The sequence below is a fragment of the Bacillus bingmayongensis genome (genome assembly GCF_000299035.1).
GTDB lineage: Bacteria > Bacillota > Bacilli > Bacillales > Bacillaceae_G > Bacillus_A > Bacillus_A bingmayongensis.
In genome coordinates, this window is the sequence record NZ_JH921520.1 from 35,687 (window position 1) to 59,156 (window position 23,470).

Sequence of the window (23,470 nt, forward strand, 5' to 3'; positions counted from 1 at the left end):
TTCTATTTCTTAAAGCTTAATATGCCGCGATAGTTTTTGCATATATAGGGAACGAATTAACAGGAAAAAGAGAATCTCAACTGTTCCAAAAATCGTAAGAACCACTGTAATCTCAGCAAATAATGACAGGTCTATGATTTCTTGTAACATCTTTGTAGCAAACATTGTATGGATGGAAGCCATAATATATGGAACAAAGAATAAAATCGCAAGCTGGATGGTTGCTGAGCGCTTCATCTCAGATTCCGTTAACCCAATTTTCGTAACGGTAATATATTTTTCTTGTTCATTTGTTAAGTCCGTATACATCCGGAAGTAAAGAACGCTTCCAGCTCCAATGAAGAAAATGACGCCAAGGAACGTTCCAATTAAGAAGAATGAAGCGGCACCTAATTTAATTTCGTATAGCGTATCACTCGCTTCCCGCATAATATATAAAGGTTCATCAGATACGATGCTTTTTCGATCTTTTCTCAATTTATCAAGATATTCTGTAGCGATTACATGTGTTTTTTCCCAATCTTTTACTTGAAAGTTATACAGTGTCATATGTTTCATGTTATTCGATAAGGTATGTACAGTATCATCAGATAAAACTAGTAACTGTGACGCCAATCCAGTTGGTATTACGCTAAAATTCTCATAACCTTTTACTTGGAATGTAGTGGAGGTTTGAGAAAGTGTAACGTTTTTTTGTTTGAGCTCTTCTTGCATTGGACTCAATATGTTTTGATATCCGTATCCAGGTAGTATGTATGTTTCATTCTCTTTTACAAAAAGGTGCTTGAGATGTAAAGCAGTCGCAAGTTTATTATAGTCACTTTCTTTTAATACAAATGCTTCTCTTTCATAGGGGTTAGTTTCATTTTTTTGTAATGAAACTGCATATAAGTCTGTTTTGACCTTTTTATAGGTAAATTGCTCTTCGCTAAGTCGTTTTTCTAACCAGTCCATATGCTGTGAAGCAAATGGATTGGCATCGTATGAAAGATAGGTAAACGGAAAGGGGGTATTATTTGCTACATCAAACTTCATAAACTTCCCAAATCCATAGATGAATGTAATCATCGTAAATGCAAGTGTAGATAGCATTGCAACAATAAAAAGCATATTAACATTTGTTCGAATGCGGCTTGCTAAATCTGAAATCCACAGCATATTAATGCGTTTCATATAAAATGTTCTTCGTCTTTTCAATATGCGAATGAGCAGGAAACTAATTTGAGAAAAGAAAAGATAAGTTCCAATCGCAACTAGTGACGGAATAACAAAAATACTAGAAAATAAGTATATAGCTCCTATTTCAGTACCGAGAGATATAAAATATTTTGGGTTTCCAGCTAGTACATATCCAGATAGCAAACATATAGCACCGAATAGAGAAATCAGGATAGACGGCTTTCGGTCCTTTTGTTTTACATTCCCTTCTTTTAGAAGACGTACTGCTTTTCTTGTTCGAATAAGCATAGGAGTGAAAGCTGATACAACGATAAAGAGTCCCAAAAAGATTGTCGCCGTTAAAATGATAGCTCCTTTTGGCCAATATAAATATAGTCCGGGAGCAAATGTAATTTTCGCTGTTATCAATAAGAAAAATTGTGAAAATACAAGGCCGAACTGAATACCAAAGAAAATGGATAATACTCCAATTAACATATTTTCCATGAAAACAAGGCGCTTCAATTGCTTTCTTGATATTCCTAAAACGGTTAAAATTCCAAATTGTTTTTTTCGAACCTTTAAGAAGGTGCCGATAGAATAAAGCAAGAAGAAAAAAGAGAAAAACACAATGACTACTTCCGAAGCGATCATTAACCCTGAAATTGCATCAATTGTACTAGAATTTTGTAATCGAGGATGAAATAAATACACCGCAAACGAAAAGAAAATCGCAATGGAAAACGCACTGCTTACAAAGTAGGCGAAATAAGCCCGAGAGTTTCGAGTTACATTTTTAAATGCAAATTGCCAAAATGTCATGATGTATACCTCCAAATCGAAGATATAGGCTCTGCCGTGTTGTAAAAAATGTATGAGAGTGAGTTCTCATACATTTTACTGAAATATGTAATTTTCATTCGTTTGTCACCTTCCCTAATTCATCTGCTTGGTTATTGGCAGCATTATGGAAGATGATTTTAACACTCGTTCCTTTTCCAACTTCAGAGTCTAACTTTACAGAATGACCTAAATAAGTACAAATTTTACTTACAATATAAAGCCCCATACCAGTTGATTCTCCAAAAGTGCGTCCATTTTTCCCAGTGTAAAATGGTTCAAATACTCTTCGCACATCTTCCTGCGGGATACCAACACCTTCATCACGAACTTCTAGAATAATGTCTTTGCCGTTTCGATAAGCAGACAAGAAGACTTTCTTACCACGTTCGCCAGAATAACGAACAGCATTGGTCATTAATTGATAAATAATAAATTTTAACCACTTCGCATCAGAAGCGACCTTAAGATCGGAATGGACTTCTAGAACAGGGAAGACTCCATTACGAATAAAGAGTTCCTTTAAGCCATTAATATTTTTCGTTACAGCATCTTTCAGTGAAAGTGTTTCTACATGGAAGTCTTCATGGAAGTTATTTAATCTTGCCATATATAAAGCCATATCCAGTCCTTGGTTTAATCTTTCTAGCTCTTTCTTAAACTTAGGGATGAGATGCTCGTCTTCCATTTCTAGTACCATTAGCTGCATAACAGAAACCGGGGTTTTCATTTGGTGCACCCAGTGATTAATAAACAATTGATGCTCTTGTTGTTTTACTTCATATGTTTGTAGTTCTTTTTGGAATAGGCGATATTGCGTACGAACAAGCTCATTTACGCCGTGTGGCATTGGTGCAGCTGCTCTTTCAATAAATGCATCTTCCATTTTTTCTGGTGGCTCACTTAATCTGTGATACATTCTGCGATTACGAACATAACGATAAGCAAGGAAGCAAATAAATAAATATAGACTTAACACAATGAAGTAAAACTTGTTGTTTTGGAAGCCATCTACTGCATCATAAAGAATAAAAATGATACCGAAGTTTAGTGCATATAATAGAAAAAATGCAAAATGATCACGCAAAAATAACTTCATTCTTATTCACTCCAAGTTGCATTCAAACGATAACCTAATCCGCGTACTGTTTCAATTGCATTTTCAATACCTAGCTCATTAAATTTCTTACGAAGACGTGTAATGTTTACGTTTAATGTGTTTTCTTCAACGAAGCTTTCATCGTCCCAAAGTGCTGCTAATAAATCTTCACGGCTTGCTGTACGTGGGAATTTTGATAACAGCATTTCTGCCAAGATTGCTTCTTTCTTTGTTAGAAGAACTTGCTCAGTTCCAAAATGGATTTCTGGTCGTTCAGGGAATAATTTTAACCCTTCTACTTCCACAATTCGCTCTGAAATATTTGGTGCATAGTCACCGTAAATACGGCGTAATTGTCCTTTAATTTTGGCCATGACAACATCGTAGTGGAATGGTTTTGTAATGTAATCATCTGCACCGCTCTCAATTGCCATAATTTGTTCCATCTCACCCGCGCGTGCAGAAATGAAAATAATTGGACAAGTAGATTCATGACGAATTTGACGGCACCAGTAGAAACCATCGAATTTCGGTAAGTTTACATCGAGTAGAACAAGATGTGGTTTCACATTGTTAAACGATTCCATAATATCATCAAAGTTCTCCGCAACAACTGCATCATAACCATATTTTTGAATATGAGATTGTAGTAAAGATGAGATATTTGGATCGTCTTCAACGATTAAAATTTTATACATATATATTCCTCCTAAAAACAATTGTAGCTATAGTGTACCATGTGTTTCCTGTCTTTTCATTACCCCGCTTTAACGGGCAGTAATACTTCCGCCTCAAAGCTCAGCAAAAGCGAAGAAGTTGGGAGGGAGATAAGCTGCCCGTTAATTAAAGCCCGATTGGTGAGGGCTAATAATTAGTGGAGATGAAAAAATCCCCACTGATTAAAGTTTCACTTTACCTTGAAATAAGAGCTAGTAAACAGTATAGGTCAAAAGTAGGAAAAGTAAAAAGGGCTGTGGATATAATTGACAATTTGTAGTTTTTATTTTAACATTTAGATAAATATCTAAATGTCTAATTAGTGAAAGGAAGAAAGACATTGAACCAAGCATTTAAAGCATTAGCAGACCCAACAAGGCGAAAAATTTTAGATTTATTAAAAGAAGGCGATTTAACAGCTGGTGAAATTGCCGAACATTTTAATATGACAAAGCCAAGTATTTCGCATCATTTAAGTGCGCTTAAAAACGCTGAACTTATTCAAGATGAAAAAAGGGGACAATTCGTTGTGTATTCCTTAAACACCACTGTTTTTCAAGATTTATTAACATGGGTGTTTACGTTTGCAAATAAAGGGGGAGAGGGGAAATGAGGAAGCATTTGTTACCGTGGATTTTCATTATTGCGGTTGCAATTGGTTGGTATATTGTTTGGCCGCATTTACCAGAGCAAATCCCACGTCATTATAATGCATCTGGTGAGGTAGATGGATATTTTTCTAAAGTAGAAGCGACCTTTGTTTCAATAGGCAGCATGATATTGTTCTATGTGATATGGATATTTATAGGGAAAATCGATTTAACGAAGGGGAATCATAAACAGCATGCTAAAGTACTTTCTATGACAAATCATGCTATTCTTTTTGTGGTTTTTGGATGTAATATTTTCGCATTATTAGCTTCATCTGGATATATTGTTTCAGGCTCAATAGCATTTAATTTTGGATTAGGAACGATATTTCTTGTCGTAGGTAACTATATGCAGCAGACAAAGCCAAATGGTTTTGTAGGAATTCGAATGTACTGGACATTAGAAAATCCAGAAGTATGGCGTAAAACGCACCGATTTGCTTCAAAGGTATTTGTAATTGGGGCAATATTCATGTATGTTGCTGCAGTATTTCCTGATCCTATCAATATGTTTAGTGCAATTGGAACGATTTTATTATGCATTATCATCTCAACGATAAAATCATATTCGATTTATAAAAAAGAAATAGGGTTAGGCGGAAAATACTAAAAGTATAGGAAGTGTAGGGGAATGAAAAAACATCTTTTTGCAATCATATTAATTCTTATAACTTGTGTAGCGTGGGCGATTTCTTGGCCATATTTGCCGGATACAATTGCAACGCATTGGAGTGGTGGTACTGCAGATGGATTTTCGTCTAAATTATCTGCAATGATGTCTGTAGTTGGGATTATGATTGGATTATATATATTCCTGAATATCGTACCAAAGGTTGATCCAAAGAAAGAGAATTATAAGAAGTTTCCTAAAGGGCTTATGATGATAAACAATGCATTATTAGTGCTTTTATTTATAGGAAACATGGCTGTTATCACAACTGGACTTGGATATAATGTATTTCTTCATCGGGTACCAGAATTACTGGTCGGTATTTTATTTTTAATCATCGGTAACTATTTGCCGCAGTGTAAACCAAACTTCTTTGTTGGCATGCGTAATCCTTGGACGTTAAGCAATGAAGAAGTATGGCGCAAAACACATCGCTTTAGCGGAAAAGTATTTGTAGCTCTAGGTCTGCTCATGATTGTAAGTATTGTTGTGCCAGCTAACTTGAGATCATATATGATGCTTGCGATGATATTAATTGCTGTAGTGCTGACGAATTTATATTCTTATGTTTTATATAAAAAAGAAATGCAATTATAACTAGAAGTTGTCGCTCTTTAGGGCAGGTTGGAATCAATCATACGCAGTAGGAATGAAGTCTTACTGCGTAAAGCTTTGTTTCGGGAGTCTGAATATTCGAAGAAAATGGGGTTTTGAAGAAGTTTAATCTTGGTATTTGATTATTAGTAGGAATAGGACACAAGAAACGGTCAAATATATTGAACCAATGCTATACGAGTCTAAATCATTTGGGGGAGAGCGTATGTTAGAAATCATAAATTTTAGCAAGACATACAAAGGTGGAAAAAAAGCAGTAGATCATTTGAATCTTACCGTTCAAGCAGGAGATATTTTTGGATTTATTGGACATAACGGCGCTGGGAAAAGTACGACGATTAAATCACTAGTAGGTGTTATTGATTTCGAGGAGGGTGAAATTTTTGTTGATGGACATTCAGTAAAAAAGAACCCGATTACGTGTAAGAAAGTAATGGCATATATTCCTGATAATCCAGATTTATATGAGCAATTAACAGGAATTCAATATTTGAATTTTGTTGCTGATGTTTTTGGGGTGTCTGCAAAAGACAGAGAAGAACGGATACAAAAATATGGAGATGCTTTTGAGATTACACCATATTTGGGAGATTTAATATCTTCCTATTCACATGGTATGAAACAAAAAGTAGCGATTATATCAGCAGTTGTGCATCATCCGAAATTATTAGTTTTAGATGAGCCTTTTGTTGGGCTTGATCCAAAGGCAGCCGTCGTACTTAAGAATATTATGAAGGAACTTTGCGAATCAGGCAGTGCGATTTTCTTTTCTACCCATGTATTAGATGTGGCAGAAAAGTTATGCAATAAGATAGCGATGATAAATAAAGGGAAACTAGCGATCTCAGGGGAAGTAAAGTCTTTAATAAAGGAACATTCATTAGAAGAGCTCTTTATGAAGGTGCTTGCTGATGAAGAATAATACGTTAGCTCTTTTAAAAATCCGTCTCATAACGCAGCTTGGTCTCAATACTTTTAAGTATGAAGAAGATAAGAAAAAGAAGCAGAATAAAATTTTAATTTCAGTATCAATTGCATTAGTGGCTGTTATGTTGATGTTGTATTGTGGAAGTTCGGCATATGGATTGATAAAACTTGGAATAGGACAGATCATTCCGGTTTATGCATTCGTTATTAGCAGTGTATTAGTTTTATTTTTCACTATGTTTAAGGCGAATGGTGAAATTTTTGCCTTTAAGGATTATGATTTTGTCATGTCTTTACCGATTTCTGTAAGTACGATTATTGCTAGTAGATTTTTGTATTTATATATACTAAATACGGTCTTTTCGATGATAATTATGCTACCAATGGGAACTGTTTATTGTATATATGAAAAGCCATCAGCTTCTTTCTACTTGATGTGGTTCATCACTCTGTTTACAGTCTCATTAATTCCAACAACAATTGCGGCAGTTTTTGGTGCATGTATTACGGCAATCGCCTCTAAATTTAGACATACGAATAAAATCACTACCATTTTAAGTTTTATCGCAATTATTATATTCGGCTTTTTTATGTTCAAACAGGGAAATACGAAATATAGTTTTACTGATTTAGAAGGGATTGGGGCAACTGTTTCAGAGGGATTAGCTAGAGTGTATCCATTAGCTAACATTTTTCAAAAAGCAATTGTTGATGCTAATATGGGAGCTTTTATCCTTTTTGTTGGCATATCAGTTATTTGGTATTATCTTTTTGTAAAAATACTCGCTCTTAAATATAAGCAAATCAATACAGGTATTTCTACGTACCATATGCTTTCAAATTACAAGATTGATAGTATGAAGAAAGAAAAAGTATTGATTGCATTATATAAAAAAGAACGAAAGCGCTTCTTTTCTTCTACAGTATATGTGATAAATATTGGTATGGGAGTTGTCATGGCAGTCATCTTCTCACTTGCAGTGGTTGTAGTAGGACCAAGCAAATTAATCGGGTATCCTGGAATCGAAACAATTTTACAAAAGGTTGCGCCATTTGTTATTTCAGCAATGATTTCGTTGACGTGTACAACATGCGTGTCATTGTCATTAGAGGGGAAAAATGTATGGATTATCAAATCATTGCCTCTTACACCTAAGATAATTTATGACAGTAAGATTCTCATGAACCTTTCGCTGAGCATACCTACATCAATTATTAGCGCGATACTTATGGTGATAGGTTTAAAGACGGATATTTGGACTTCTATTTTAATCATAATAACTCCCATCACATATTCATTCTTTTCAGCAGTATGGGGGATTTTTATTAATAATCGATTTGCTTATTACGACTGGGTGTCAGAAACACAAGTGGTAAAACAGAGTATGGGCTCTGTTCTTGGTATGTTTGGGGGTATGATTATGGCTATCATCCCTGCCTTGTTAGTAGGTACTAGTGCGATATCAAACTATAGGGTGTTTACTTTCATAGTTGTTGCAATACTTTCTATTATTACAGTTATACTGTATAACAATGAAACGAAAAAAAGCATAAAGTGAAACGAAACACTCATCTATAAGATGGGTGTTTTTTAACCTTACAGAATTGTAATGTTCATGTAAGGAGAATGAATGGATGGTATGTTATCCGGGTGCTATAGTAACAAAGTAGTTATTTCACAAAGTTAAATTTAGTTTTCTTCTGCCAGGTGCCCTTACATAACTGTCATGTTTGTGTAAGAAACATCGATAGTGGCAAGAGTAGAAGTGAGATATAGTGAAAAATAGAGAATAGAAGAAGAGGGGGATATAGCGATGAAAACAGTATTAGAAGCGAAAGATATTAAAAAAGTATACGATACAGGTGGAAATAAATTTGAAGCGTTAAAAGGGATTAACTTACAAGTTCAAGAAGGTGAGTTCGTTGGAATTATGGGACCTTCTGGATCTGGTAAAACGACTCTTTTAAATGTTCTTTCTACGATTGATAATGCAACGAGCGGTGAGATTTTAATTGGTGGGAAAGACATTGTGAAAATGAATGATGATAAATTGGCATTATTCCGCCGTGATCATTTAGGTTTCATTTTCCAAGATTATAACTTATTAGATACGCTAACGGTGAAAGAGAACATTGCATTGCCACTTGCGTTATCAAAAGTGAAAGCAAGTGAAATTGATCGTCGCGTTCTTGAGATTGCGAAGAAGTTCGGCATTGATCATATTTTAAGTCAATTCCCATACCAAGTATCTGGTGGACAAAAGCAGCGCTGCGCTGCATCACGTGCAATCGTTACAAATCCAAGTATGATTTTTGGGGACGAGCCAACAGGAGCTCTTGATTCAAAATCAGCAACAGATTTATTAGAAAGTATGAAATCATTAAATGAATATGATAATTCAACAATTTTAATGGTAACGCATGATGCATTTGCGGCAAGCTATTGTAAACGTGTTATCTTCATTAAAGATGGAGAGTTATATAAAGAATTGCACCGCGGGAAATTAACTCGTAAACAATTCTTCCAGCAAGTAGTAGACGTAATGTCCGCAATTTCCGGAGGTGCAATGGATGACGTTATCTAGTATTGCCCTCCGCAACATACAGCGGAACTTTAAGGATTACTTTTTATATTTTGCATCTATGATCTTTAGCATCGTCATTTATTTTACATTTAAGGCGCTAGAGTATAACTCACAGATGGAAAAAGCAGCGGAAGGTTCTAAAAAAATTAGTGGAGCCTTCCAAGTATCAAGTGTGATGCTTATTATTTTCGTAGCGGTATTTATTATATACTCTAATGGATTCTTTACACGTAAACGTAAAAAAGAAGTTGGACTATATTCACTACTTGGAATTCGTAAAAAGCAAATCGGTAAAATGTTATTTTATGAAAATATGCTAATGGGATTCATATCATTAGTAATCGGGATTGCAATCGGTAGTGTACTTTCAAAGTTATTCCTTGAGCTATTAGTAAGCATGATGGGACTAAACTTAAATGTTCACTTTGAAGTACCAATGGGAGCAATTATTGATACGGCAATAATATTCTTCGTGATTATATTGTATACATCACTTCAAGGATATCGTTTAATCTATCGCTTTAAATTAATTGAACTTTTCCGTGCAGAACGTGAAGGAGAAACGATGCCAAAAGGATCGATGATTATGGCACTAATTTCAGTCTTTTTAATCGGTTCTGGGTATTTTTTATCACTGACATTTATAAAAGCAATACAATATGCTAACTTTATGATGATTGCATTTTATATTCTACTGGCAACAGTACTTGGAACATATTTACTGTTTATGTTCTTTACAGTATTCGTATTAAAAAGAGCAAGAAATAAGAAGTCATCATTTTATAATGGAATGAATATGGTAACGACATCACAGTTATTGTATCGCATTAAAGGAAATGCAAAGTCACTCGCAACAATTGCAGTATTAAGTGCTGTTACATTAACAGCGGTTGGTACATCTGTAACGATGTATTATAACACATTTAAACAAACGAGAGATTATGCGCCGTACAGCTATTCTTACGAGAAAAAAGATGCTGCACTTGATAATAAAGTAAATGCGATTTTGGATGAAGAGAAGGGAAATCATCCTGTAACGAACCAATTTGAAATAGAAATGGTTCCTGTTAAAGGGAAGTTTGAAGGCGAAAAAGCAGATATGGGTATGAATACAAATTATTTAGTTACTGAGAAATATCAGCTTGTATCGCAATCAGCATTTAATAAAATGGCAAAGAACATGGATATAGATGCTGTAACTTTGGCAGCCAACGAGGCATTCGTATTTGATGGTATGTATATTGAAGGGCATGAATTTAGTACAGTATATAAAGGGAACAAAGCCGTATTCCCAATTGGAAATGAGACGAAAACATTAACGATTCAAGGTGCTGAAGGGCGTAATGTAACGAACTTAGGAGAATTATTCGTTGTTGTACCAGATGAAGTATATAACAATGCGAAGGCAGTCTCTGACACACGCATCGTTAAAAATATTGATGTGAAAGACGAGAAGAATAGTAAAGTACTGACAGAGAAATTAAAGAAAGTGATGCCAATTGGAGAATCAGAAGTTGCGCTACCTTTTAATGATTTCTACACTGGTTTCCACGGTATGCTGGAAGCGACAGGGCTAATGATGTTCATCGGCCTCTTCTTAGGTCTAGTTTTCTTACTAGCAACAGGTTCTATCATTTACTTCAAACAGTTAACAGAAGCAAATGCAGACCGTGATCGCTACGTAGTACTTCGCAAAGTCGGAGTTACAAAACAAGAAATGAAAAAGGCGATTGCAAAACAAGTAAGCTTTATCTTCGCGATTCCATTAGTAGTTGGAATTTGCCACAGCTTATTTGCATTAAAAGGTTTATCGACGTTAATGCCATATGAAATCTTAATCCCATTATTAATGAGTATTGGTGTGTATAGCGTCATTTATATTGGATATTACTTCTTAACAGTTCGTTCTTATTATAAGATTGTGAGCGCGAAGTAATGAAAGAGGCAGCTATTGTGATGAGCAATAGCTGCTTTTTTAATTTCTTCATAAAATCTTAAGAAATTTCCATGATATTTTTTAAAAAATGATAGTTATACTTAGGGCTATATTAAACAATACCGAATGAATGGGAGAGGTTAGAAATGCAACTTATTACATTCTTAACCGAATTTGTGAAGCATCCAAAGAATACTGGGGCAATTGTACCTAGTTCTAATAGATTAGCCAAAAAGATGGTAGGCGCGATTAATTTTGAAGAAGCAAAGTACATTTTAGAATTAGGACCTGGAACAGGATCATTCACGAGAGAGATTATAAAGAGAAAAAAAGAACATACAATATTTATCTTGATTGAAATTAATGAAGTTTTTTTCAAAAAGTTACAGAATCAGTTTAAGGACGATCCAAGCGTTTTAGTTATACATGGATCAGCTGAAAACATAAAGAAATACATCAAGGAGTTACAAATAGAAAAGGTTGATTACGTATTATCGGGGTTACCCTTTACGTCTTTGCCACGGGAAGTATCATCTCGCATTTTATCCAGCGTCATGGAATCATTAAGTGAGGATGGTGAATTCATTACATTTCAATATTCACTTGCAAAGAAAGCATTTATCCACACCTTTTTTCAGGAAATTTCATTAAAAAAGGTTTGGCTAAATCTTCCTCCAGCGCATGTTCTTAGTTGTAGAAAGGCATGCACGTAATGGAATTACATGAATTGTTATCCTATATTGAGCAGTATGGTTATTGGGCTTTATTCTTTTGTTTATGGCTCGGGATTGTAGGTATGCCAGTTCCAGACGAAATGATTGTGATGAGCGGCGGGTTTGTATCATCGTTGGGCATACTAAGAGTAATTCCAGCCTTTTTATTAACTTATCTAGGCGTTGTGTCAGGCCTCTCTTTAGGGTATATACTTGGAAAGATATTTGGCGCTAAAGTACTTGATAAATTGATGAAAAAGAAAAAGGCGAAGTACCTTTTAAAATCAAAAGAAATGATTGGTAAATACGGACATTATGCATTAGTAACAAGCTATTTTATACCTGTCGTTAGACATATCGTTCCTTATTTAGTTGGTATGAATTGTATGTCTTTTAAAACGTATGCTTTGTATTCGTACACGACAGGATTTATGTGGACATTGCTTTATTTTATGCTTGGTTCTATGTTTGGTAAACATATCGAGACGATTGTAGAACTTGCGACGAAGTATGGTATATATTTTGGTGGCGTAGTTGTTGTTATATTGAGTATTTCTTATTTGCATCTGCGGAAGAAAGATTCGGGAGTAAATATAGGTAGAGAAACGTAAGATTAAAACAATAGGGAATAGATTTTAAATCTTGAAGTAATGAAAAAAAGCTATTTTCGATTCACATTTAGGCAAGGTAGTTATAGCGGAGATAAGGAGAAAGAGGAACTTCTCTTTATCGTTTTAACCGAGAAGACCCCCTCCTCTAAACGAAGTGAAGGTGGGGGTAGTTCAATTGATTTCATAATTGAGGAATATAGAGGAAATGGAGCACGATTTCTATAGTTTTTGTAGTAGTCGTGTCCCGCTTTTCATATCACCTTTACATAAAGGACATTTTGGTTCTTCTTCTAAAGAAAAGTTTTTACGCATCCATCCATGGCAGCTTTCTGATTGGCATTCCCATACAGCGATTTCTTCTGGGTCTTCGACAGGCTTATTATTTCTTTTCCAATACATATAATCACTCCTCTAAAGTGAAAAATTTTTCTAAAAAAATAAAAAGGTTGTTAACGTTTTTTGTTAACAACCTTTTATACTTTTAATTATAATCTTTATTTTATAAAAATGCGAACTTTATCATTTACCAAAGTATAACAAGGAATCTATTATACTAGTTCTGGATTGTAAATCATTGTAAAATGTCCTGGCAATAATTCAATCTGACACGGTGTATGAAGGGAACTTTCTCCATCTGTATCCACTTCTTTTTTTCCTCGCGTTTCAATATGAATTGATTTTGCTTTGACGTGGAATATATCGTTGTTATTTGTATCTTCAAATAGTTTCTTTCCAATGTAATCTTTAAATGCTTGGATGCCTGTTGACTTCACAACAAAGATATCAAGCGCCCCATCATCACACTTTACATTTGGAATGAAGGAAGGGATGCCACCAAGATATTCACCGTTTCCAACCATAACAAGGACAGCCTCATCTTCATATACTTCCTGATCATACGTAATTTTCACAGGGAAGGTTTCAGCATTTTTGACAGTGCGGATTGTACTTAAGTAGTAACCGATTTTCCCGAGTTTTGCTTTTTCATCAGCATCAATATTATTTGATACTTCTGAAACGAGTCCAATTCCCCAAAAGTTTAAGAAATGTTGTCCGTTTGCTTTAGCAATATCAATTGGCTTCGTGTGACCTTTTACAATTAGTTTTGCTGCTTCACCAATATTTTGCGGAACACCGAGTGTACGAGAGAAGTCATTGCACGTCCCGCCTGGAATGATTGCAAGTGTTGGTCTAATTTCAAGAGGGGCTAAGCCATTTGTGCACTCAAAGACAGTTCCATCACCGCCAAAGACAACGATTAAATCGACTTCATTTGCAAATTGCTGACAATACTTTGTCGCATCGCCCTGCTGTTTTGTATGAAGAATACGTAAATCAGAAAAAGCTGCAGCAAGCGGCGGAACGATTTTGGATAAGTTTGTATGTAAATCGCCTTGTCCTGCTTTAGAATTTATGATGAGAAGAACTTTTTCAAATTTGGTCTGTATCATTCTAATCTCTCCCTTTGCTTTTTACTAGTAGTGGATGATATGAATAAACTCCCATCAGAATTTGATGGAAGTTATATGTGGTTTTATTTCTCTGTTACAACCGAAGCGATGTATGGTAAGTTACGATATTTTTCTGCGCAATCAATACCATAGCCAACGATAAACTCATCTGGAATTTGGAAGCCTACGTATTCTGCTTTCAAGTCAACTTTACGACGCTCTGGTTTATCAAGTAATGTACAGAATTTTAAAGCTTTTGGCTTATGCATAAAGAAGTGGTCTTTTAAGAAGTGAAGTGTTAAGCCAGAATCGATAATATCTTCTACGACAATTACATTTTTACCAGTGATGTTTACATCGATATCTTTTAGTAATTTTACTTTTCCAGTTGTTTCAGTTTGGTTACCATAGCTAGATGCAGAGATAAAGTCGATTGTTACTTCATTTTTAATGTGACGAATTAAATCGGCAGCAAAGACGAAAGAACCTTTTAATACAGCGATAACAATGATTTCTTCTCCTTCAAAATCACGCTCGATTTGCAGTGCAAGTTCTTTTACTTTTGCTTGTAATACTTCTTCAGAGATTAAAGTATCTTTTATTTCAATTTTCATTATGATCCTCCTATGGTGTAAAACTTATGAACATTTCGACTGTAAAGGATTGAGAGGGAAAAGTCAAAAAGAAGAAATACATATTTAATGAAGGGCTATGTTAGGAAAGTAAGAATAAAATAAAGTGAAAGTGAAAGTTCGATTTGAAGTTTTCATGATCCGTTTATGCTAGAGAAATTGAGAGGAGAATGGAATGTTAAAAAATATAATCTCAATAATTCTTCAGTTATTTATTATGATTATGCTATTTGTAGTGATTGTAAGTCTTCCGATGTTATTTATAGATGGAAAGAAAATCGGGATACATATAGAGCATTTTTTTACACAATGTATACATGTTATCTCTGCGTTGATACACCCAGAAGAATTAAAGCTGAAAATGGCTACACAAGTAGCGACTGTTTCAAACAATGTGCAAATATTTAAGATGCAAGAAAGAGAATTTCCTTTGTTTCCGCTTATATTTAAGCCATATGCATATTCACTCGTGCTTATATTTGGAGCGCTCATAGTTTCTATTTGTTCGTCTTTTTTATGTAGTATCATTACGGCGATTTTACCGCGGCGTGTACAGAGAGTGATAGAAGAAGTTGTATTTTTTCTTAAAATAATTCCAGATATCTTCCTGATTTTTTTTCTTCAACTTTTAATGGTAAGTATATATAGGTATACCGGGGTTTTACCATTACATCCATTTTCTACAATGCACAATTCATCTGTTGTATTACCAATTCTCATTTTAGCTATTATACCTACAATCTCTTTATTTCAATTCCAAATGCTACTTATAGGTGAGGAACAGAAAAAAGATTATGTTATGTTTGTGAAAGCGAAAGGTTTTAGTAGTCTGTATATTTTATGTAAGCATATTGTTAGTAATATCGTAGCTTCAGTTGTGAATCATATTGAATCCATATTACTAGCATTAATAACAAGCTTATTCGTTTTTGAATACATGTTTCATATAAAAGGTTTGTTTTCAATTTTGATTAGTGGTCAAGAGCCAGCGGTTATCGTTTATTTGTTACTGTTATTTATAGTTCCTATGTATGGAGTAATAGTAGGATTGAATTGGTTAAGGAGGAAGTTGTATGCGTAACCAGCGTTATAAGTACTTCTTATTCCCGATTATTTTATTATTAATAATGAGTATTGCACTCCCATATTTTCAGAAGGAGCCTAAGGCAGTGGAATATCGATACAATGAAAAGGGAGAAATCGTTGAAGCGGCCCCTTTTTCAAACTCCCGTACACACTGGTTTGGGACGGATCGAGAAGGAGAAGATTTATTTTATAAAATAATAGATGGAGCTAAGTATACAATTTTAATTGCATTTTGTGTGGCACTTGCTAGAGTAACCCTTTCTTTATTGATGAGCTTGTTCATTCGTAATGATAAGTGGGGATTTTCTTTCTTACAACGTGTTACTGTTAGTTTGCAATTTTTTCCGCAAACTTTATTTTGTATTTTATTTCTTACACCATTTATCATTTATGAGCTACGAACGAAACCTATTGTCACAAATATAGAAGTACTATGTATACAATTTCTTGTATTCGTTTTTGTAGCAGTGCCAGGCATGACACGATTTTTTCATAAAGAAGTTCAGCAACTTTGGAACAAAGAATATGTAAAGAGTTCTTTTCTATTAGGAGGAAGCAGATGGCACGTGTTTCGAACTCATATTATGAAAGTATTGAAACCACAAATTATATTTCAAATTGGAGAGCAGATGGTCCAAGTATTATTAATTATGTTACATCTTGCCCTTTTTAAATTATTTTTAGGGGGAACGAAAATTGTTTCCGGGCAAGCTCATGATCAATTTAGTAGATATTTTCCATACTTAAATGACTGGGCAAATGTAATTAGTTATTACTATGGAGAATTAATGTTAGAGCCAAGAATTATTATGATTCCAGTTGTTTTTTATATGATTCTTTTATTTTGTATGTCGAAAGTAGTGAACGGGTATAAACATAATATATAAATACAAATTAAAAAAATGAAATAAAATCTTTCTTTTTAGGTGGGAGAGAGCATCCGGCCATGCATAGAAGCGGTCAGATCCTCTCCCTGCCCCATGCCAAGTGAGAATAAAAGGAGAGAACGAGTATAGAGTATTATTTTTCGTCCAGCATATTTAGATAGTAGAGGTTTTGTTATATAAAAGGGAGTGAATAAAGAAGAGTCTGATTTGTTTCAGAGGCCGTTTTTGTTTTCAAAAAGGAAAGTCTTTTTACAAAAATACCCACTAAAAGATCTGATGATATGATATAATAGTCATATCGAGAAAACGCTTCCATGACGGGTGATAATCATGAAAAAGAAACAGTACACAAGTATTACATTTATAAAAGCGCTGCTATTAACAATCGTTCTTGGTATGTTGTCTTATATAATTGATATTCCAATTATTCGAGTTTCACTTATTGGAATGACGTTAGTCCTTGGTGCTATCTCTCATGGAATGTTGTTGCAGTTGTATGAAACGGGATTAGAAGATATGAAAGAATATATAGATAAGAAATGACTTAAAACCTTCATTTATAAAATGAAGGTTTTTTCGTTTCTTACAAAAATGTAAGGTGAATTGTAAGATAAATCGATAGTTGAATGCTAGTGTTTTGGATAAACTTATATATGTAAGGTAAAAGGCAAGCACATTTTAGGTAAAGTAAGCTTTAGGCACTATATGTGAAAAAGGAGTAGAAGGGAATGGAGAGACGTTGGGCAACCATTGCTTTATTATCGGCTACTAACACAGTTACGTTAGCTGGAGATATGAGTTTTTCGTATTTGTTTGATCGAGAACAAGATCATTCTTCTTCTAAGTTTACAATGAAATGGTGTAAATGGAGCGAAAGTTGTAAGTTTAAAGAAGAGACCCCTAATGAAGAGCGAAGAGTCATTTTTACAAACCCTATAAAGTCATGGGTTGTTCAACGTCGTAAGTGTAACGTCACTAATCACTTAAAGAAAACTGAGTCGAGACAAATAGTTATTGCTTCGGACTCTCCTACTCTGAAATCACAAGAAAGTAACATGTAGATACTGAGACATTAAAAAAAGCATTGTAGAGGGAATCTACAATGTTTTTTTTATCCCGTAAATAGAGAGGTGTGTATAGGAAATTTTGCTTTCTTGAAGATAATTGGCATTCTTATGGGGGCTTATTATTATAAGGGGAAAGTTCCGCGCAAGATTTAACGATAGAAGAGATAAAGCATTTTAAGAAGATAGAATCAAAAGGGAGTTTGACTGAAACAACTGCGAATTCTCAAGTACCTTCTTCTCAAATGCCATATAAAGATGGAAGAGTTTGAATATCCATCCATTGGGATTTTGATTGGTGAATCTCCAACAGCTGGCCACGATGCGGTTATGCTAGATTATAGTAGGTGTGGAAAGAATGGAGAACCGAGAGTTATTCATGTCAATATAGAGAATTATCAAGATCCTATCATTACTGTCTTGGCGGAAAATTTTCAGTCCTTTCTAGATGGATTACGTTCTTATAGACATTTTGATAAAGATTAAATCCTAATTTATACAAAATAAGAGCGCCATTTAGGCGCTCTTATTTTTTGAATTCATATTATGTGCACCAATACTTTTAAATAAGCGTGGTGAAGTTGTAAATAAAAGAAGTAGTAACACTGTACATAACGCGAAAGAAGCAAGCATTGTACTACCGTTCACGATTAATGAATAAAGAGCAGCTGACTGTCCCGGCGGTGCGTATTTTCCAAAAAAGATAACACCGGCAATAAAGTGACAGAAATAGCGTGCAAAGCTACCAATGAGTGTAGCAACAACAATATAGACCATTGTTCTCTTACCTTGATTATTTGCCATTGATTGCTGAATAGGTTGATAAAATAAACCAGCAAAGCCGACAAAAGCAAATGCAACGAAGTACTCAATAAACGCTTGCACAGGCGTTAAAATATAAGCATCGCCGACTACGATTTGTAGTAGTCCCCAAATTAAGCCTCCGAAGAAAGCCGTTTTAAATCCCCAGCGGTAAGCGATAATAAAAATAGGAATCATAGCAAATGAGATAGAACCGCCTGTTGGAAGTTTGATCGATAGTGGTAAAATGTCGATGATCAAGGCGAAGGCTGCAAGGATTGCAGATTCAATCATCGCTTGTAAATTGGTGTTACGCATGTTGTCATTCCCCCCTAAATCCAAAGTTGCACAAAAAAGAATGATTACCAAAGGGAGATATGAAATACGTAAGTAGAAAATAATGAGGTATATGTATTTCGACGTTCACACAATTCCTATGTTAGCATTAACTAACAGGTTCTAAGGGTCGGAACGAAGTGTTCCCTCTCAGCAACGAGGCTCCCCCTGTGATAACGAGATTCTTTATTTGTTAAGTTCATTGTAAGCGAAATGGATGAGAATGACAAATGGATGGGTGTATTTACATACAATTGTCTCAAAAAGTTAATAAATAGGGAGGAAAGAGCTATAGTACCAGATAAAAAGAATATGATATAATTTTTTTTGAAAATAATTATCATTCTCTTTTGAGGAGGAAGATTATGAGTTTAGTTGAGATAAGTATAGGTCAAAAAGTACGAGTGAAAAATTTACAGGCACTGGATCAATTATTGAAAAGACGTCTATCTGCATTTGGCCTATCAGAAGGATGCGAGCTTCGTATAAAACAAAAGGCAATGTTCAATGGCCCATGTACATTAGAGTGCCGTGGACAGTTAATTAGTATTCGTCATTGTGACGCGAAAATGATAAAGGTGGAATTAGCGTGAATAAGGTTGCATTGCTAGGGAATCCAAATACAGGGAAAACATCATTGTTTAATGCGCTAACTGGTTCCTATGAATATGTAGGGAACTGGAGCGGAGTAACGGTAGAAAAGAAGGTTGGTAAATTAAAAGATAAGCAAGGAACGCTAATTGATTTGCCAGGTGTATATGATTTAAATCCTGTTTCTCGTGATGAAGGTGTCGTTACAAAGTTTCTATTAACAGAAGAATTTCAGCATATGTTAAATATTGTGGATTCTTCTCAATTTGAGCGCAATATGCATTTAACATTGCAGTTATTAGAATTTGGTAAGCCAGTTTCTATCGGTTTAAATATGATTGATGTTGCGAAGCAGCGCGGAATCGTTATCAACGTAGAAAGATTATCAGAAATATTAGGAGTAACAGTCGTTCCTGTTGTTGCGAGAAGTGGTAAAGGTTGTGAGGAACTACTTGCTACTCTTCATGAGAGTGAGAAGGAGAAGGAGAAGGAAAAACCTTTCATTCTTTCTTATGGAAAACAAGTAGATGCAGGAATTACAGATCTTATGGATCTTCTAACTAGTGAAAATTATGAACATCCAAGATGGCTTGCACTTCAATTTTTTAGTAACAATGAAGTAGTAGAGCAAGAAGTAAAGAAATTGCCTGTTTATGAAAAACTTATAGCGATTCGATCAGCATTAGAGGCAGAACTTGATGTAACGCTGGAACAACATATTTATAGGACACGTGCAGCGTATATTGAAAAGTTAAAAACAAATGTCATTCATTATGAAAAGGAAGGAAAGATTCCTTTTTCAGAAAAAATCGATCAGTTAATTACACATAAGATATTGGGACTTCCAATCTTTTTAGCAGTTATGTTTTTTATTTTTCAGGTTACGTTTACGTGGATTGGGACGCCTTTATCAGATATGCTTGATGAATTTCTTGGTGGACAGTTTACGGATTGGGTCACAGCGGGTCTTGTAAATATCGGGGCATCTGAATTTATTCAGGCTCTTATTACGGAAGGGATTATTGCTGGTGTCGGAGCTGTATTAGTATTCGTTCCGCAAATTTTTGCGCTGTTCTTCTTTATTTCGTTATTAGAAGACTCAGGATATATGGCACGAATTGCGGTTGTTATGGACCGTATTATGGAGTTCTTTGGCTTAAACGGGAAGGCGTTTATTCCAATGATTATCGGTTTCGGTTGTAATGTTCCAGGTATTATGGCAGCGAGAACGATTGAGCAGGAAAAAGAAAGATTACTTACTGTTTTAGTAACTCCATTTATGTCGTGTTCAGCACGTTTACCTGTATATGCATTATTTGCGGGAGTCTTTTTCCCACATAGTCAGGCGACTGTTGTGTTCTCTTTATACATTGTCGGTATTGTACTTGCACTATTAGTTACAAAGGTAATGTCTCTTACAGTGTTAAAAGAAGAAAAGTCTATTTTTGTGATTGAGCTTCCGCCTTATCGTGTACCACAAGTAAAAACATTGTGGCTGAGTACGTGGGAAAAAGGAAAAGGTTTCGTACGTAAAGCTGGTACATTTATCTTTGGTGGTTCGGTGGTGATTTGGTTATTAAACTATGCTGGTCCATCTGGATTTGGCGTTGATATGGGAGAAAGTTTCTTAGCGATGATTGGTGGCTTTATTGCACCAATCTTAGCACCGCTCGGTTTTGGAACATGGCAAGCAGCAGCGTCATTATTAACAGGATTTTTAGCGAAAGAAGTTGTTGTTTCAACAATAGCCATTATTTATGCGGTGAAAGAAGATGTATTAGGAAATGTAATGGGAGCACACTATACTGCATTATCAGCATATGCGTTCATGTTCTTTATTTTATTATACGTCCCATGTTTAGCAACAGTAGCTGTGATTCGCCGTGAAACAGGGTCTGTAAAATGGACAATTTTCTCTGTTGTTTACCCGCTTATTATTGCTTATGTATTAACGCTCGTTATATACCAAGTCGGATCCATGCTTGGATTCTAGAAGGAGATGTATCATAATGATGGTCAATATTGTAATTGGAGCTATCATTTTTGGTTATGCAGGATATACATTATTCAATTTTGTGAAGAGAAGTAAAAAAGGAAAATGTGCAGCATGTTCGCTAAATAAGTCATGTCAGTCAAATAGTTGTAGTCCTGATAGAGAGCATGTCGTTAATAAGTAGTGAAAAAAGCTTTGCGAAATTCGCAAAGCTTTTTTCTGAATTACTTTTTAATTTTAACAAGTTGTGATGCTTCTACTCCATTTTTTTCAGGTAATTCTTTGCTAGGGTCCTTATCAAATTTCAGTACACCTACAGATTTTTCTTCACCCTTCACGTCTCCATATGCAAGCGGATGTACAAGAAGCTGAGAAAAGCGTAGCGGCTCAAATTGCACTTGAGAAAAAGTTTAAATTATTGTTTGAAGAGCAAGAAGCACTTGTAAAGAAACGTGAAGAACAAGCGCATATGGCTGTTCAAGCAAACAATATCGATCTTGCGCGCCGTGCTTTAGAAGAAAAGCAAAATGCAGAGCAAAAGATGAATGAATATAAAGTAAGCTATGAGCAAAATAAAGCAGCTGCTGATAACTTACGTGCGAAGTTAGAAGAAATGCGTAAGCAATTAACAGAACTAAAAAATAAACGTGAAACACTTGTAGCACGTGTAAATGTTGCGAAAGCACAAAAGAGTATTAATCAAGCAATGTCTGGATTCGATGCCAATACTGCAAAGGCAGGCTTAAGCCGTATGGAAGAAAAAGCTCTTCAATTAGAAGCTGAAGCAGAGGCGAGTGGTGAAATCTACAAGAAAGAAAAATCGCTAGATGAAGAGTTTGCAGCTCTAAATAAAAATAGTGCTGTAGATGATGAATTGGCTCGTATTATGAAGCAGTACGAGAAATAATATATAAATTAAAAACTGACATACACCCCCTTTCTTTTTTGGGAGGGGGGAGAGAGCATCCGCTCATGCATAGGAGCGGTCAGTGCCTTTTTTGGCCCCATGCCACGTGAAAACAAAAGGAGGAAACGAGTGTAGAACTGTTTTTGTTTTCATAGCCGCGGTTTATAGGCCAGCAAATCAAAATAGATATATAGAAGATAAAGGAACCCGACATGTCATGAAACTCAATCATGTCGGTTTTCTATTATTCTCTAGAGGAGGTTTTACCATGACATGGATGAATGTGTTAGCCATGCTTGTATGGACAGGAGCAAGTGCTGTTCTTTTATTTGCACTTATGTGGATTGATTCTATTTTTACAAAATACAACGATTTAGCAGAAATAAAACAAGGAAATATGGCGGTTACAACACGCTTTATTATGAAGTTATTTGCACAAGGATATATTTTGTCACAATCGATTACGAAAGCAAATGACTTATGGCAGGCACTCCTTGCGTCAGCGGTTTCATTCGTTATTTTATTAGTCGTAGAAATGTTTATTGAACTCATCTTGAAAAAAGTAGTCGGTTTAGATTTAGAAGAGGGAACGAAGCAAGGGCATGTCGCACATGCTTTATTAGCTGGTTCGTTACATATTGTTGGGGCCCTCATTTTAGCAGCGTGTCTATAACGAGAAAAGGAGGGGTAATTCGTGAGTTTATTTAAACGTATTAAAAATATAATGAAAAGTCCAGAGCCCGTTCAACCAGAAAAAAGTCTATTAACGTTAGCGCCTGGCGATATGATTGAAGTTTCATTAGTGATGTATGAATTGATCGGAAAAACAAGCATGCATTCTCGTAATGAAATTGTTTTAACATTACAAGACGGGAAAACAATTCGCTATTTAAAAATCGAAAATCGTGAAAAAACTTATTATAAATTGTATACACCAATTGATGGGCGGCTAGATTCTATAGATGAGATTCCAACGACGATTGAAATGGATGATATCGAATATCATATGGAAGAGCAATATAACGGACGTGTTGTTGCGATGGGAAAAACACCGTTTGCCGTTTCTGATGAACAATATGTGTGGGAGTTCCAATCTGATAATCGAAAGCTACTTCGCATTGAGTGGCAAGATGGCCGTACAATGATGTATGAGGGAGAATCGATTCTTTCTGCTGACGTACAAATTATAAGGGCAACGTAA

26 protein-coding genes, 3 pseudogenes and 1 riboswitch are annotated in these 23,470 nt (G+C 35.1%); of the genes and pseudogenes, 21 read left to right on the top strand and 8 right to left on the bottom strand.

Going from position 1 to position 23,470, the window contains the following annotated elements; all coding sequences use genetic code 11:
* Positions 1 to 9 precede the first annotated feature (9 nt).
* From Y7E_RS0123640 to Y7E_RS0123650, 3 genes are all read right to left on the bottom strand, one after another.
* The gene (locus tag Y7E_RS0123640) at positions 10 to 1,980 is read right to left on the bottom strand and encodes an ABC transporter permease (RefSeq protein ID WP_017153688.1); all 1,971 of its coding nucleotides are present in this window, start codon (positions 1,978 to 1,980) and stop codon (positions 10 to 12) included.
* A gap of 94 nt (positions 1,981 to 2,074) precedes the next feature.
* Positions 2,075 to 3,097: a sensor histidine kinase gene (locus Y7E_RS0123645; RefSeq protein WP_017153689.1), complete on the bottom strand. Its 1,023-nt coding sequence runs from the start codon at positions 3,095 to 3,097 to the stop codon at positions 2,075 to 2,077.
* A 2-nt stretch (positions 3,098 to 3,099) separates the two neighbouring features.
* Positions 3,100 to 3,795: a response regulator transcription factor gene (locus Y7E_RS0123650; protein WP_017153690.1), complete on the bottom strand. Its 696-nt coding sequence runs from the start codon at positions 3,793 to 3,795 to the stop codon at positions 3,100 to 3,102.
* A 359-nt stretch (positions 3,796 to 4,154) separates the two neighbouring features.
* Between Y7E_RS0123650 and Y7E_RS0123655 the strand changes: the two genes are divergently transcribed.
* The 9 genes from Y7E_RS0123655 (at position 4,155) to Y7E_RS0123695 (ending at position 12,521) form a co-directional block, all read left to right on the top strand.
* Positions 4,155 to 4,427: an autorepressor SdpR family transcription factor gene (locus Y7E_RS0123655; RefSeq protein ID WP_017153691.1), complete on the top strand. Its 273-nt coding sequence runs from the start codon at positions 4,155 to 4,157 to the stop codon at positions 4,425 to 4,427.
* Positions 4,424 to 5,074: an SdpI family protein gene (locus tag Y7E_RS0123660; RefSeq protein ID WP_017153692.1), complete on the top strand. Its 651-nt coding sequence runs from the start codon at positions 4,424 to 4,426 to the stop codon at positions 5,072 to 5,074. The genes Y7E_RS0123655 and Y7E_RS0123660 overlap by 4 nt, the downstream gene beginning before the upstream one ends.
* Before the next feature lie 21 nt (positions 5,075 to 5,095).
* Complete coding sequence (locus tag Y7E_RS0123665) at positions 5,096 to 5,731, top strand: SdpI family protein (RefSeq protein ID WP_017153693.1); 636 nt, start codon at positions 5,096 to 5,098, stop codon at positions 5,729 to 5,731.
* Between the two features lie 223 nt (positions 5,732 to 5,954).
* The gene (locus Y7E_RS0123670) at positions 5,955 to 6,671 is read left to right on the top strand and encodes an ABC transporter ATP-binding protein (protein ID WP_017153694.1); all 717 of its coding nucleotides are present in this window, start codon (positions 5,955 to 5,957) and stop codon (positions 6,669 to 6,671) included.
* Positions 6,661 to 8,235, top strand: coding sequence for a putative ABC transporter permease subunit (locus tag Y7E_RS0123675; RefSeq protein ID WP_017153695.1), 1,575 nt, complete (start codon positions 6,661 to 6,663; stop codon positions 8,233 to 8,235). The genes Y7E_RS0123670 and Y7E_RS0123675 overlap by 11 nt, the downstream gene beginning before the upstream one ends.
* 255 nt (positions 8,236 to 8,490) lie before the next feature.
* Entirely contained in the window at positions 8,491 to 9,261 is a 771-nt protein-coding gene (locus Y7E_RS0123680) for an ABC transporter ATP-binding protein (protein WP_017153696.1), read from the top strand.
* Positions 9,248 to 11,197: an ABC transporter permease gene (locus tag Y7E_RS0123685; RefSeq protein WP_017153697.1), complete on the top strand. Its 1,950-nt coding sequence runs from the start codon at positions 9,248 to 9,250 to the stop codon at positions 11,195 to 11,197. The genes Y7E_RS0123680 and Y7E_RS0123685 overlap by 14 nt, the downstream gene beginning before the upstream one ends.
* A gap of 146 nt (positions 11,198 to 11,343) precedes the next feature.
* Entirely contained in the window at positions 11,344 to 11,910 is a 567-nt protein-coding gene (locus Y7E_RS0123690; protein WP_017153698.1) for a class I SAM-dependent methyltransferase, read from the top strand.
* Positions 11,910 to 12,521, top strand: a complete 612-nt coding sequence (locus tag Y7E_RS0123695) for a DedA family protein (protein WP_017153699.1) — start codon at positions 11,910 to 11,912, stop codon at positions 12,519 to 12,521. The genes Y7E_RS0123690 and Y7E_RS0123695 overlap by 1 nt, the downstream gene beginning before the upstream one ends.
* A 219-nt stretch (positions 12,522 to 12,740) precedes the next feature.
* On the opposite strand, the gene Y7E_RS0123705 is transcribed toward Y7E_RS0123695, so the two are convergent.
* From Y7E_RS0123705 to hpt, 3 genes are all read right to left on the bottom strand, one after another.
* The gene (locus tag Y7E_RS0123705; protein WP_017153701.1) at positions 12,741 to 12,920 is read right to left on the bottom strand and encodes a cold-shock protein; all 180 of its coding nucleotides are present in this window, start codon (positions 12,918 to 12,920) and stop codon (positions 12,741 to 12,743) included.
* A 149-nt stretch (positions 12,921 to 13,069) separates the two neighbouring features.
* Positions 13,070 to 13,972, bottom strand: coding sequence for a diacylglycerol/lipid kinase family protein (locus tag Y7E_RS0123710; RefSeq protein ID WP_017153702.1), 903 nt, complete (start codon positions 13,970 to 13,972; stop codon positions 13,070 to 13,072).
* Positions 13,973 to 14,055: 83 nt separating this feature from the next.
* Positions 14,056 to 14,586, bottom strand: coding sequence for a hypoxanthine phosphoribosyltransferase (gene hpt, locus Y7E_RS0123715; RefSeq protein ID WP_017153703.1), 531 nt, complete (start codon positions 14,584 to 14,586; stop codon positions 14,056 to 14,058).
* Between the two features lie 193 nt (positions 14,587 to 14,779).
* Between hpt and Y7E_RS0123720 the strand changes: the two genes are divergently transcribed.
* The 6 genes and pseudogenes from Y7E_RS0123720 (at position 14,780) to Y7E_RS30285 (ending at position 18,127) form a co-directional block, all read left to right on the top strand.
* Positions 14,780 to 15,685, top strand: coding sequence for an ABC transporter permease subunit (locus tag Y7E_RS0123720; protein WP_017153704.1), 906 nt, complete (start codon positions 14,780 to 14,782; stop codon positions 15,683 to 15,685).
* Positions 15,678 to 16,577 carry an ABC transporter permease subunit gene (locus Y7E_RS0123725; RefSeq protein WP_017153705.1) on the top strand — a complete coding sequence of 300 codons (900 nt, stop codon included), beginning with the start codon at positions 15,678 to 15,680 and terminating at the stop codon, positions 16,575 to 16,577. The genes Y7E_RS0123720 and Y7E_RS0123725 overlap by 8 nt, the downstream gene beginning before the upstream one ends.
* A gap of 330 nt (positions 16,578 to 16,907) precedes the next feature.
* Positions 16,908 to 17,120 (top strand): hypothetical protein, encoded by a 213-nt coding sequence (locus tag Y7E_RS0123730; protein ID WP_017153706.1) that lies wholly within the window; start codon positions 16,908 to 16,910, stop codon positions 17,118 to 17,120.
* 185 nt (positions 17,121 to 17,305) lie between these two features.
* Entirely contained in the window at positions 17,306 to 17,638 is a 333-nt protein-coding gene (locus tag Y7E_RS0123735; protein ID WP_017153707.1) for a hypothetical protein, read from the top strand.
* Positions 17,639 to 17,752: 114 nt separating this feature from the next.
* Positions 17,753 to 17,904: pseudogene (locus tag Y7E_RS34580) on the top strand (class D sortase); the annotation flags it as partial.
* Positions 17,900 to 18,127 (top strand): hypothetical protein, encoded by a 228-nt coding sequence (locus Y7E_RS30285; protein ID WP_017153708.1) that lies wholly within the window; start codon positions 17,900 to 17,902, stop codon positions 18,125 to 18,127. The pseudogene Y7E_RS34580 and the gene Y7E_RS30285, both read left to right, overlap by 5 nt.
* Before the next feature lie 30 nt (positions 18,128 to 18,157).
* Here the strand turns inward: Y7E_RS30285 and thiT are convergent, their stop codons facing one another.
* Positions 18,158 to 18,760 carry an energy-coupled thiamine transporter ThiT gene (thiT, locus tag Y7E_RS0123745; protein WP_017153709.1) on the bottom strand — a complete coding sequence of 201 codons (603 nt, stop codon included), beginning with the start codon at positions 18,758 to 18,760 and terminating at the stop codon, positions 18,158 to 18,160.
* A gap of 95 nt (positions 18,761 to 18,855) precedes the next feature.
* A riboswitch (TPP riboswitch) is annotated at positions 18,856 to 18,957 on the bottom strand.
* Positions 18,958 to 19,143: 186 nt separating this feature from the next.
* Here thiT and Y7E_RS0123750 point away from each other — a divergent pair.
* Genes Y7E_RS0123750 through Y7E_RS0123760 form a run of 3 tightly spaced genes read left to right on the top strand, consistent with a single transcriptional unit; the run spans position 19,144 to position 21,546 of the window.
* On the top strand, positions 19,144 to 19,371 hold the full coding sequence (locus tag Y7E_RS0123750) for a FeoA family protein (protein WP_017153710.1): 228 nt from the start codon (positions 19,144 to 19,146) through the stop codon (positions 19,369 to 19,371).
* Positions 19,368 to 21,362: a ferrous iron transport protein B gene (gene feoB, locus Y7E_RS0123755; RefSeq protein WP_017153711.1), complete on the top strand. Its 1,995-nt coding sequence runs from the start codon at positions 19,368 to 19,370 to the stop codon at positions 21,360 to 21,362. The genes Y7E_RS0123750 and feoB overlap by 4 nt, the downstream gene beginning before the upstream one ends.
* A gap of 16 nt (positions 21,363 to 21,378) precedes the next feature.
* Positions 21,379 to 21,546 (top strand): FeoB-associated Cys-rich membrane protein, encoded by a 168-nt coding sequence (locus Y7E_RS0123760; RefSeq protein WP_017153712.1) that lies wholly within the window; start codon positions 21,379 to 21,381, stop codon positions 21,544 to 21,546.
* Between the two features lie 40 nt (positions 21,547 to 21,586).
* Here the strand turns inward: Y7E_RS0123760 and Y7E_RS33320 are convergent.
* Positions 21,587 to 21,709: pseudogene (locus Y7E_RS33320) on the bottom strand (lipoprotein BA_5634 family protein); the annotation flags it as partial.
* Here Y7E_RS33320 and Y7E_RS30290 point away from each other — a divergent pair.
* The 3 genes and pseudogenes from Y7E_RS30290 to Y7E_RS0123780 all read left to right on the top strand — a co-directional run.
* Positions 21,709 to 22,269: pseudogene (locus tag Y7E_RS30290) on the top strand (PspA/IM30 family protein); the annotation flags it as partial. The pseudogenes Y7E_RS33320 and Y7E_RS30290 overlap by 1 nt on opposite strands.
* A gap of 268 nt (positions 22,270 to 22,537) precedes the next feature.
* The gene (locus Y7E_RS0123775; protein ID WP_017153715.1) at positions 22,538 to 22,942 is read left to right on the top strand and encodes a DUF350 domain-containing protein; all 405 of its coding nucleotides are present in this window, start codon (positions 22,538 to 22,540) and stop codon (positions 22,940 to 22,942) included.
* 21 nt (positions 22,943 to 22,963) lie between these two features.
* Positions 22,964 to 23,470: a DUF4178 domain-containing protein gene (locus tag Y7E_RS0123780; protein ID WP_017153716.1), complete on the top strand. Its 507-nt coding sequence runs from the start codon at positions 22,964 to 22,966 to the stop codon at positions 23,468 to 23,470.

What these genes read in the sequence shown, in the direction of transcription:
- Y7E_RS30285 (WP_017153708.1), top strand. Translation starts at nt 17,900, where the DNA reads ATGGAAGAGTTTGAATATCCATCCATTGGGATTTTGATTGGTGAATCT.
- Y7E_RS0123650 (WP_017153690.1), bottom strand. Translation starts at nt 3,795, where the DNA reads ATGTATAAAATTTTAATCGTTGAAGACGATCCAAATATCTCATCTTTA.
- Y7E_RS0123665 (WP_017153693.1), top strand. Translation starts at nt 5,096, where the DNA reads ATGAAAAAACATCTTTTTGCAATCATATTAATTCTTATAACTTGTGTA.
- Y7E_RS0123720 (WP_017153704.1), top strand. Translation starts at nt 14,780, where the DNA reads ATGTTAAAAAATATAATCTCAATAATTCTTCAGTTATTTATTATGATT.
- Y7E_RS0123750 (WP_017153710.1), top strand. Translation starts at nt 19,144, where the DNA reads ATGAGTTTAGTTGAGATAAGTATAGGTCAAAAAGTACGAGTGAAAAAT.
- Y7E_RS0123775 (WP_017153715.1), top strand. Translation starts at nt 22,538, where the DNA reads ATGACATGGATGAATGTGTTAGCCATGCTTGTATGGACAGGAGCAAGT.
- Y7E_RS0123640 (WP_017153688.1), bottom strand. Translation starts at nt 1,980, where the DNA reads ATGACATTTTGGCAATTTGCATTTAAAAATGTAACTCGAAACTCTCGG.
- Y7E_RS0123735 (WP_017153707.1), top strand. Translation starts at nt 17,306, where the DNA reads ATGGAGAGACGTTGGGCAACCATTGCTTTATTATCGGCTACTAACACA.
- Y7E_RS0123680 (WP_017153696.1), top strand. Translation starts at nt 8,491, where the DNA reads ATGAAAACAGTATTAGAAGCGAAAGATATTAAAAAAGTATACGATACA.
- Y7E_RS0123645 (WP_017153689.1), bottom strand. Translation starts at nt 3,097, where the DNA reads ATGAAGTTATTTTTGCGTGATCATTTTGCATTTTTTCTATTATATGCA.
- Y7E_RS0123710 (WP_017153702.1), bottom strand. Translation starts at nt 13,972, where the DNA reads ATGATACAGACCAAATTTGAAAAAGTTCTTCTCATCATAAATTCTAAA.
- Y7E_RS0123725 (WP_017153705.1), top strand. Translation starts at nt 15,678, where the DNA reads ATGCGTAACCAGCGTTATAAGTACTTCTTATTCCCGATTATTTTATTA.
- Y7E_RS0123695 (WP_017153699.1), top strand. Translation starts at nt 11,910, where the DNA reads ATGGAATTACATGAATTGTTATCCTATATTGAGCAGTATGGTTATTGG.
- Y7E_RS0123730 (WP_017153706.1), top strand. Translation starts at nt 16,908, where the DNA reads ATGAAAAAGAAACAGTACACAAGTATTACATTTATAAAAGCGCTGCTA.
- Y7E_RS0123685 (WP_017153697.1), top strand. Translation starts at nt 9,248, where the DNA reads ATGACGTTATCTAGTATTGCCCTCCGCAACATACAGCGGAACTTTAAG.
- thiT (WP_017153709.1), bottom strand. Translation starts at nt 18,760, where the DNA reads ATGCGTAACACCAATTTACAAGCGATGATTGAATCTGCAATCCTTGCA.
- Y7E_RS0123690 (WP_017153698.1), top strand. Translation starts at nt 11,344, where the DNA reads ATGCAACTTATTACATTCTTAACCGAATTTGTGAAGCATCCAAAGAAT.
- Y7E_RS0123660 (WP_017153692.1), top strand. Translation starts at nt 4,424, where the DNA reads ATGAGGAAGCATTTGTTACCGTGGATTTTCATTATTGCGGTTGCAATT.
- hpt (WP_017153703.1), bottom strand. Translation starts at nt 14,586, where the DNA reads ATGAAAATTGAAATAAAAGATACTTTAATCTCTGAAGAAGTATTACAA.
- Y7E_RS0123675 (WP_017153695.1), top strand. Translation starts at nt 6,661, where the DNA reads ATGAAGAATAATACGTTAGCTCTTTTAAAAATCCGTCTCATAACGCAG.
- Y7E_RS0123760 (WP_017153712.1), top strand. Translation starts at nt 21,379, where the DNA reads ATGATGGTCAATATTGTAATTGGAGCTATCATTTTTGGTTATGCAGGA.
- Y7E_RS0123670 (WP_017153694.1), top strand. Translation starts at nt 5,955, where the DNA reads ATGTTAGAAATCATAAATTTTAGCAAGACATACAAAGGTGGAAAAAAA.
- Y7E_RS0123705 (WP_017153701.1), bottom strand. Translation starts at nt 12,920, where the DNA reads ATGTATTGGAAAAGAAATAATAAGCCTGTCGAAGACCCAGAAGAAATC.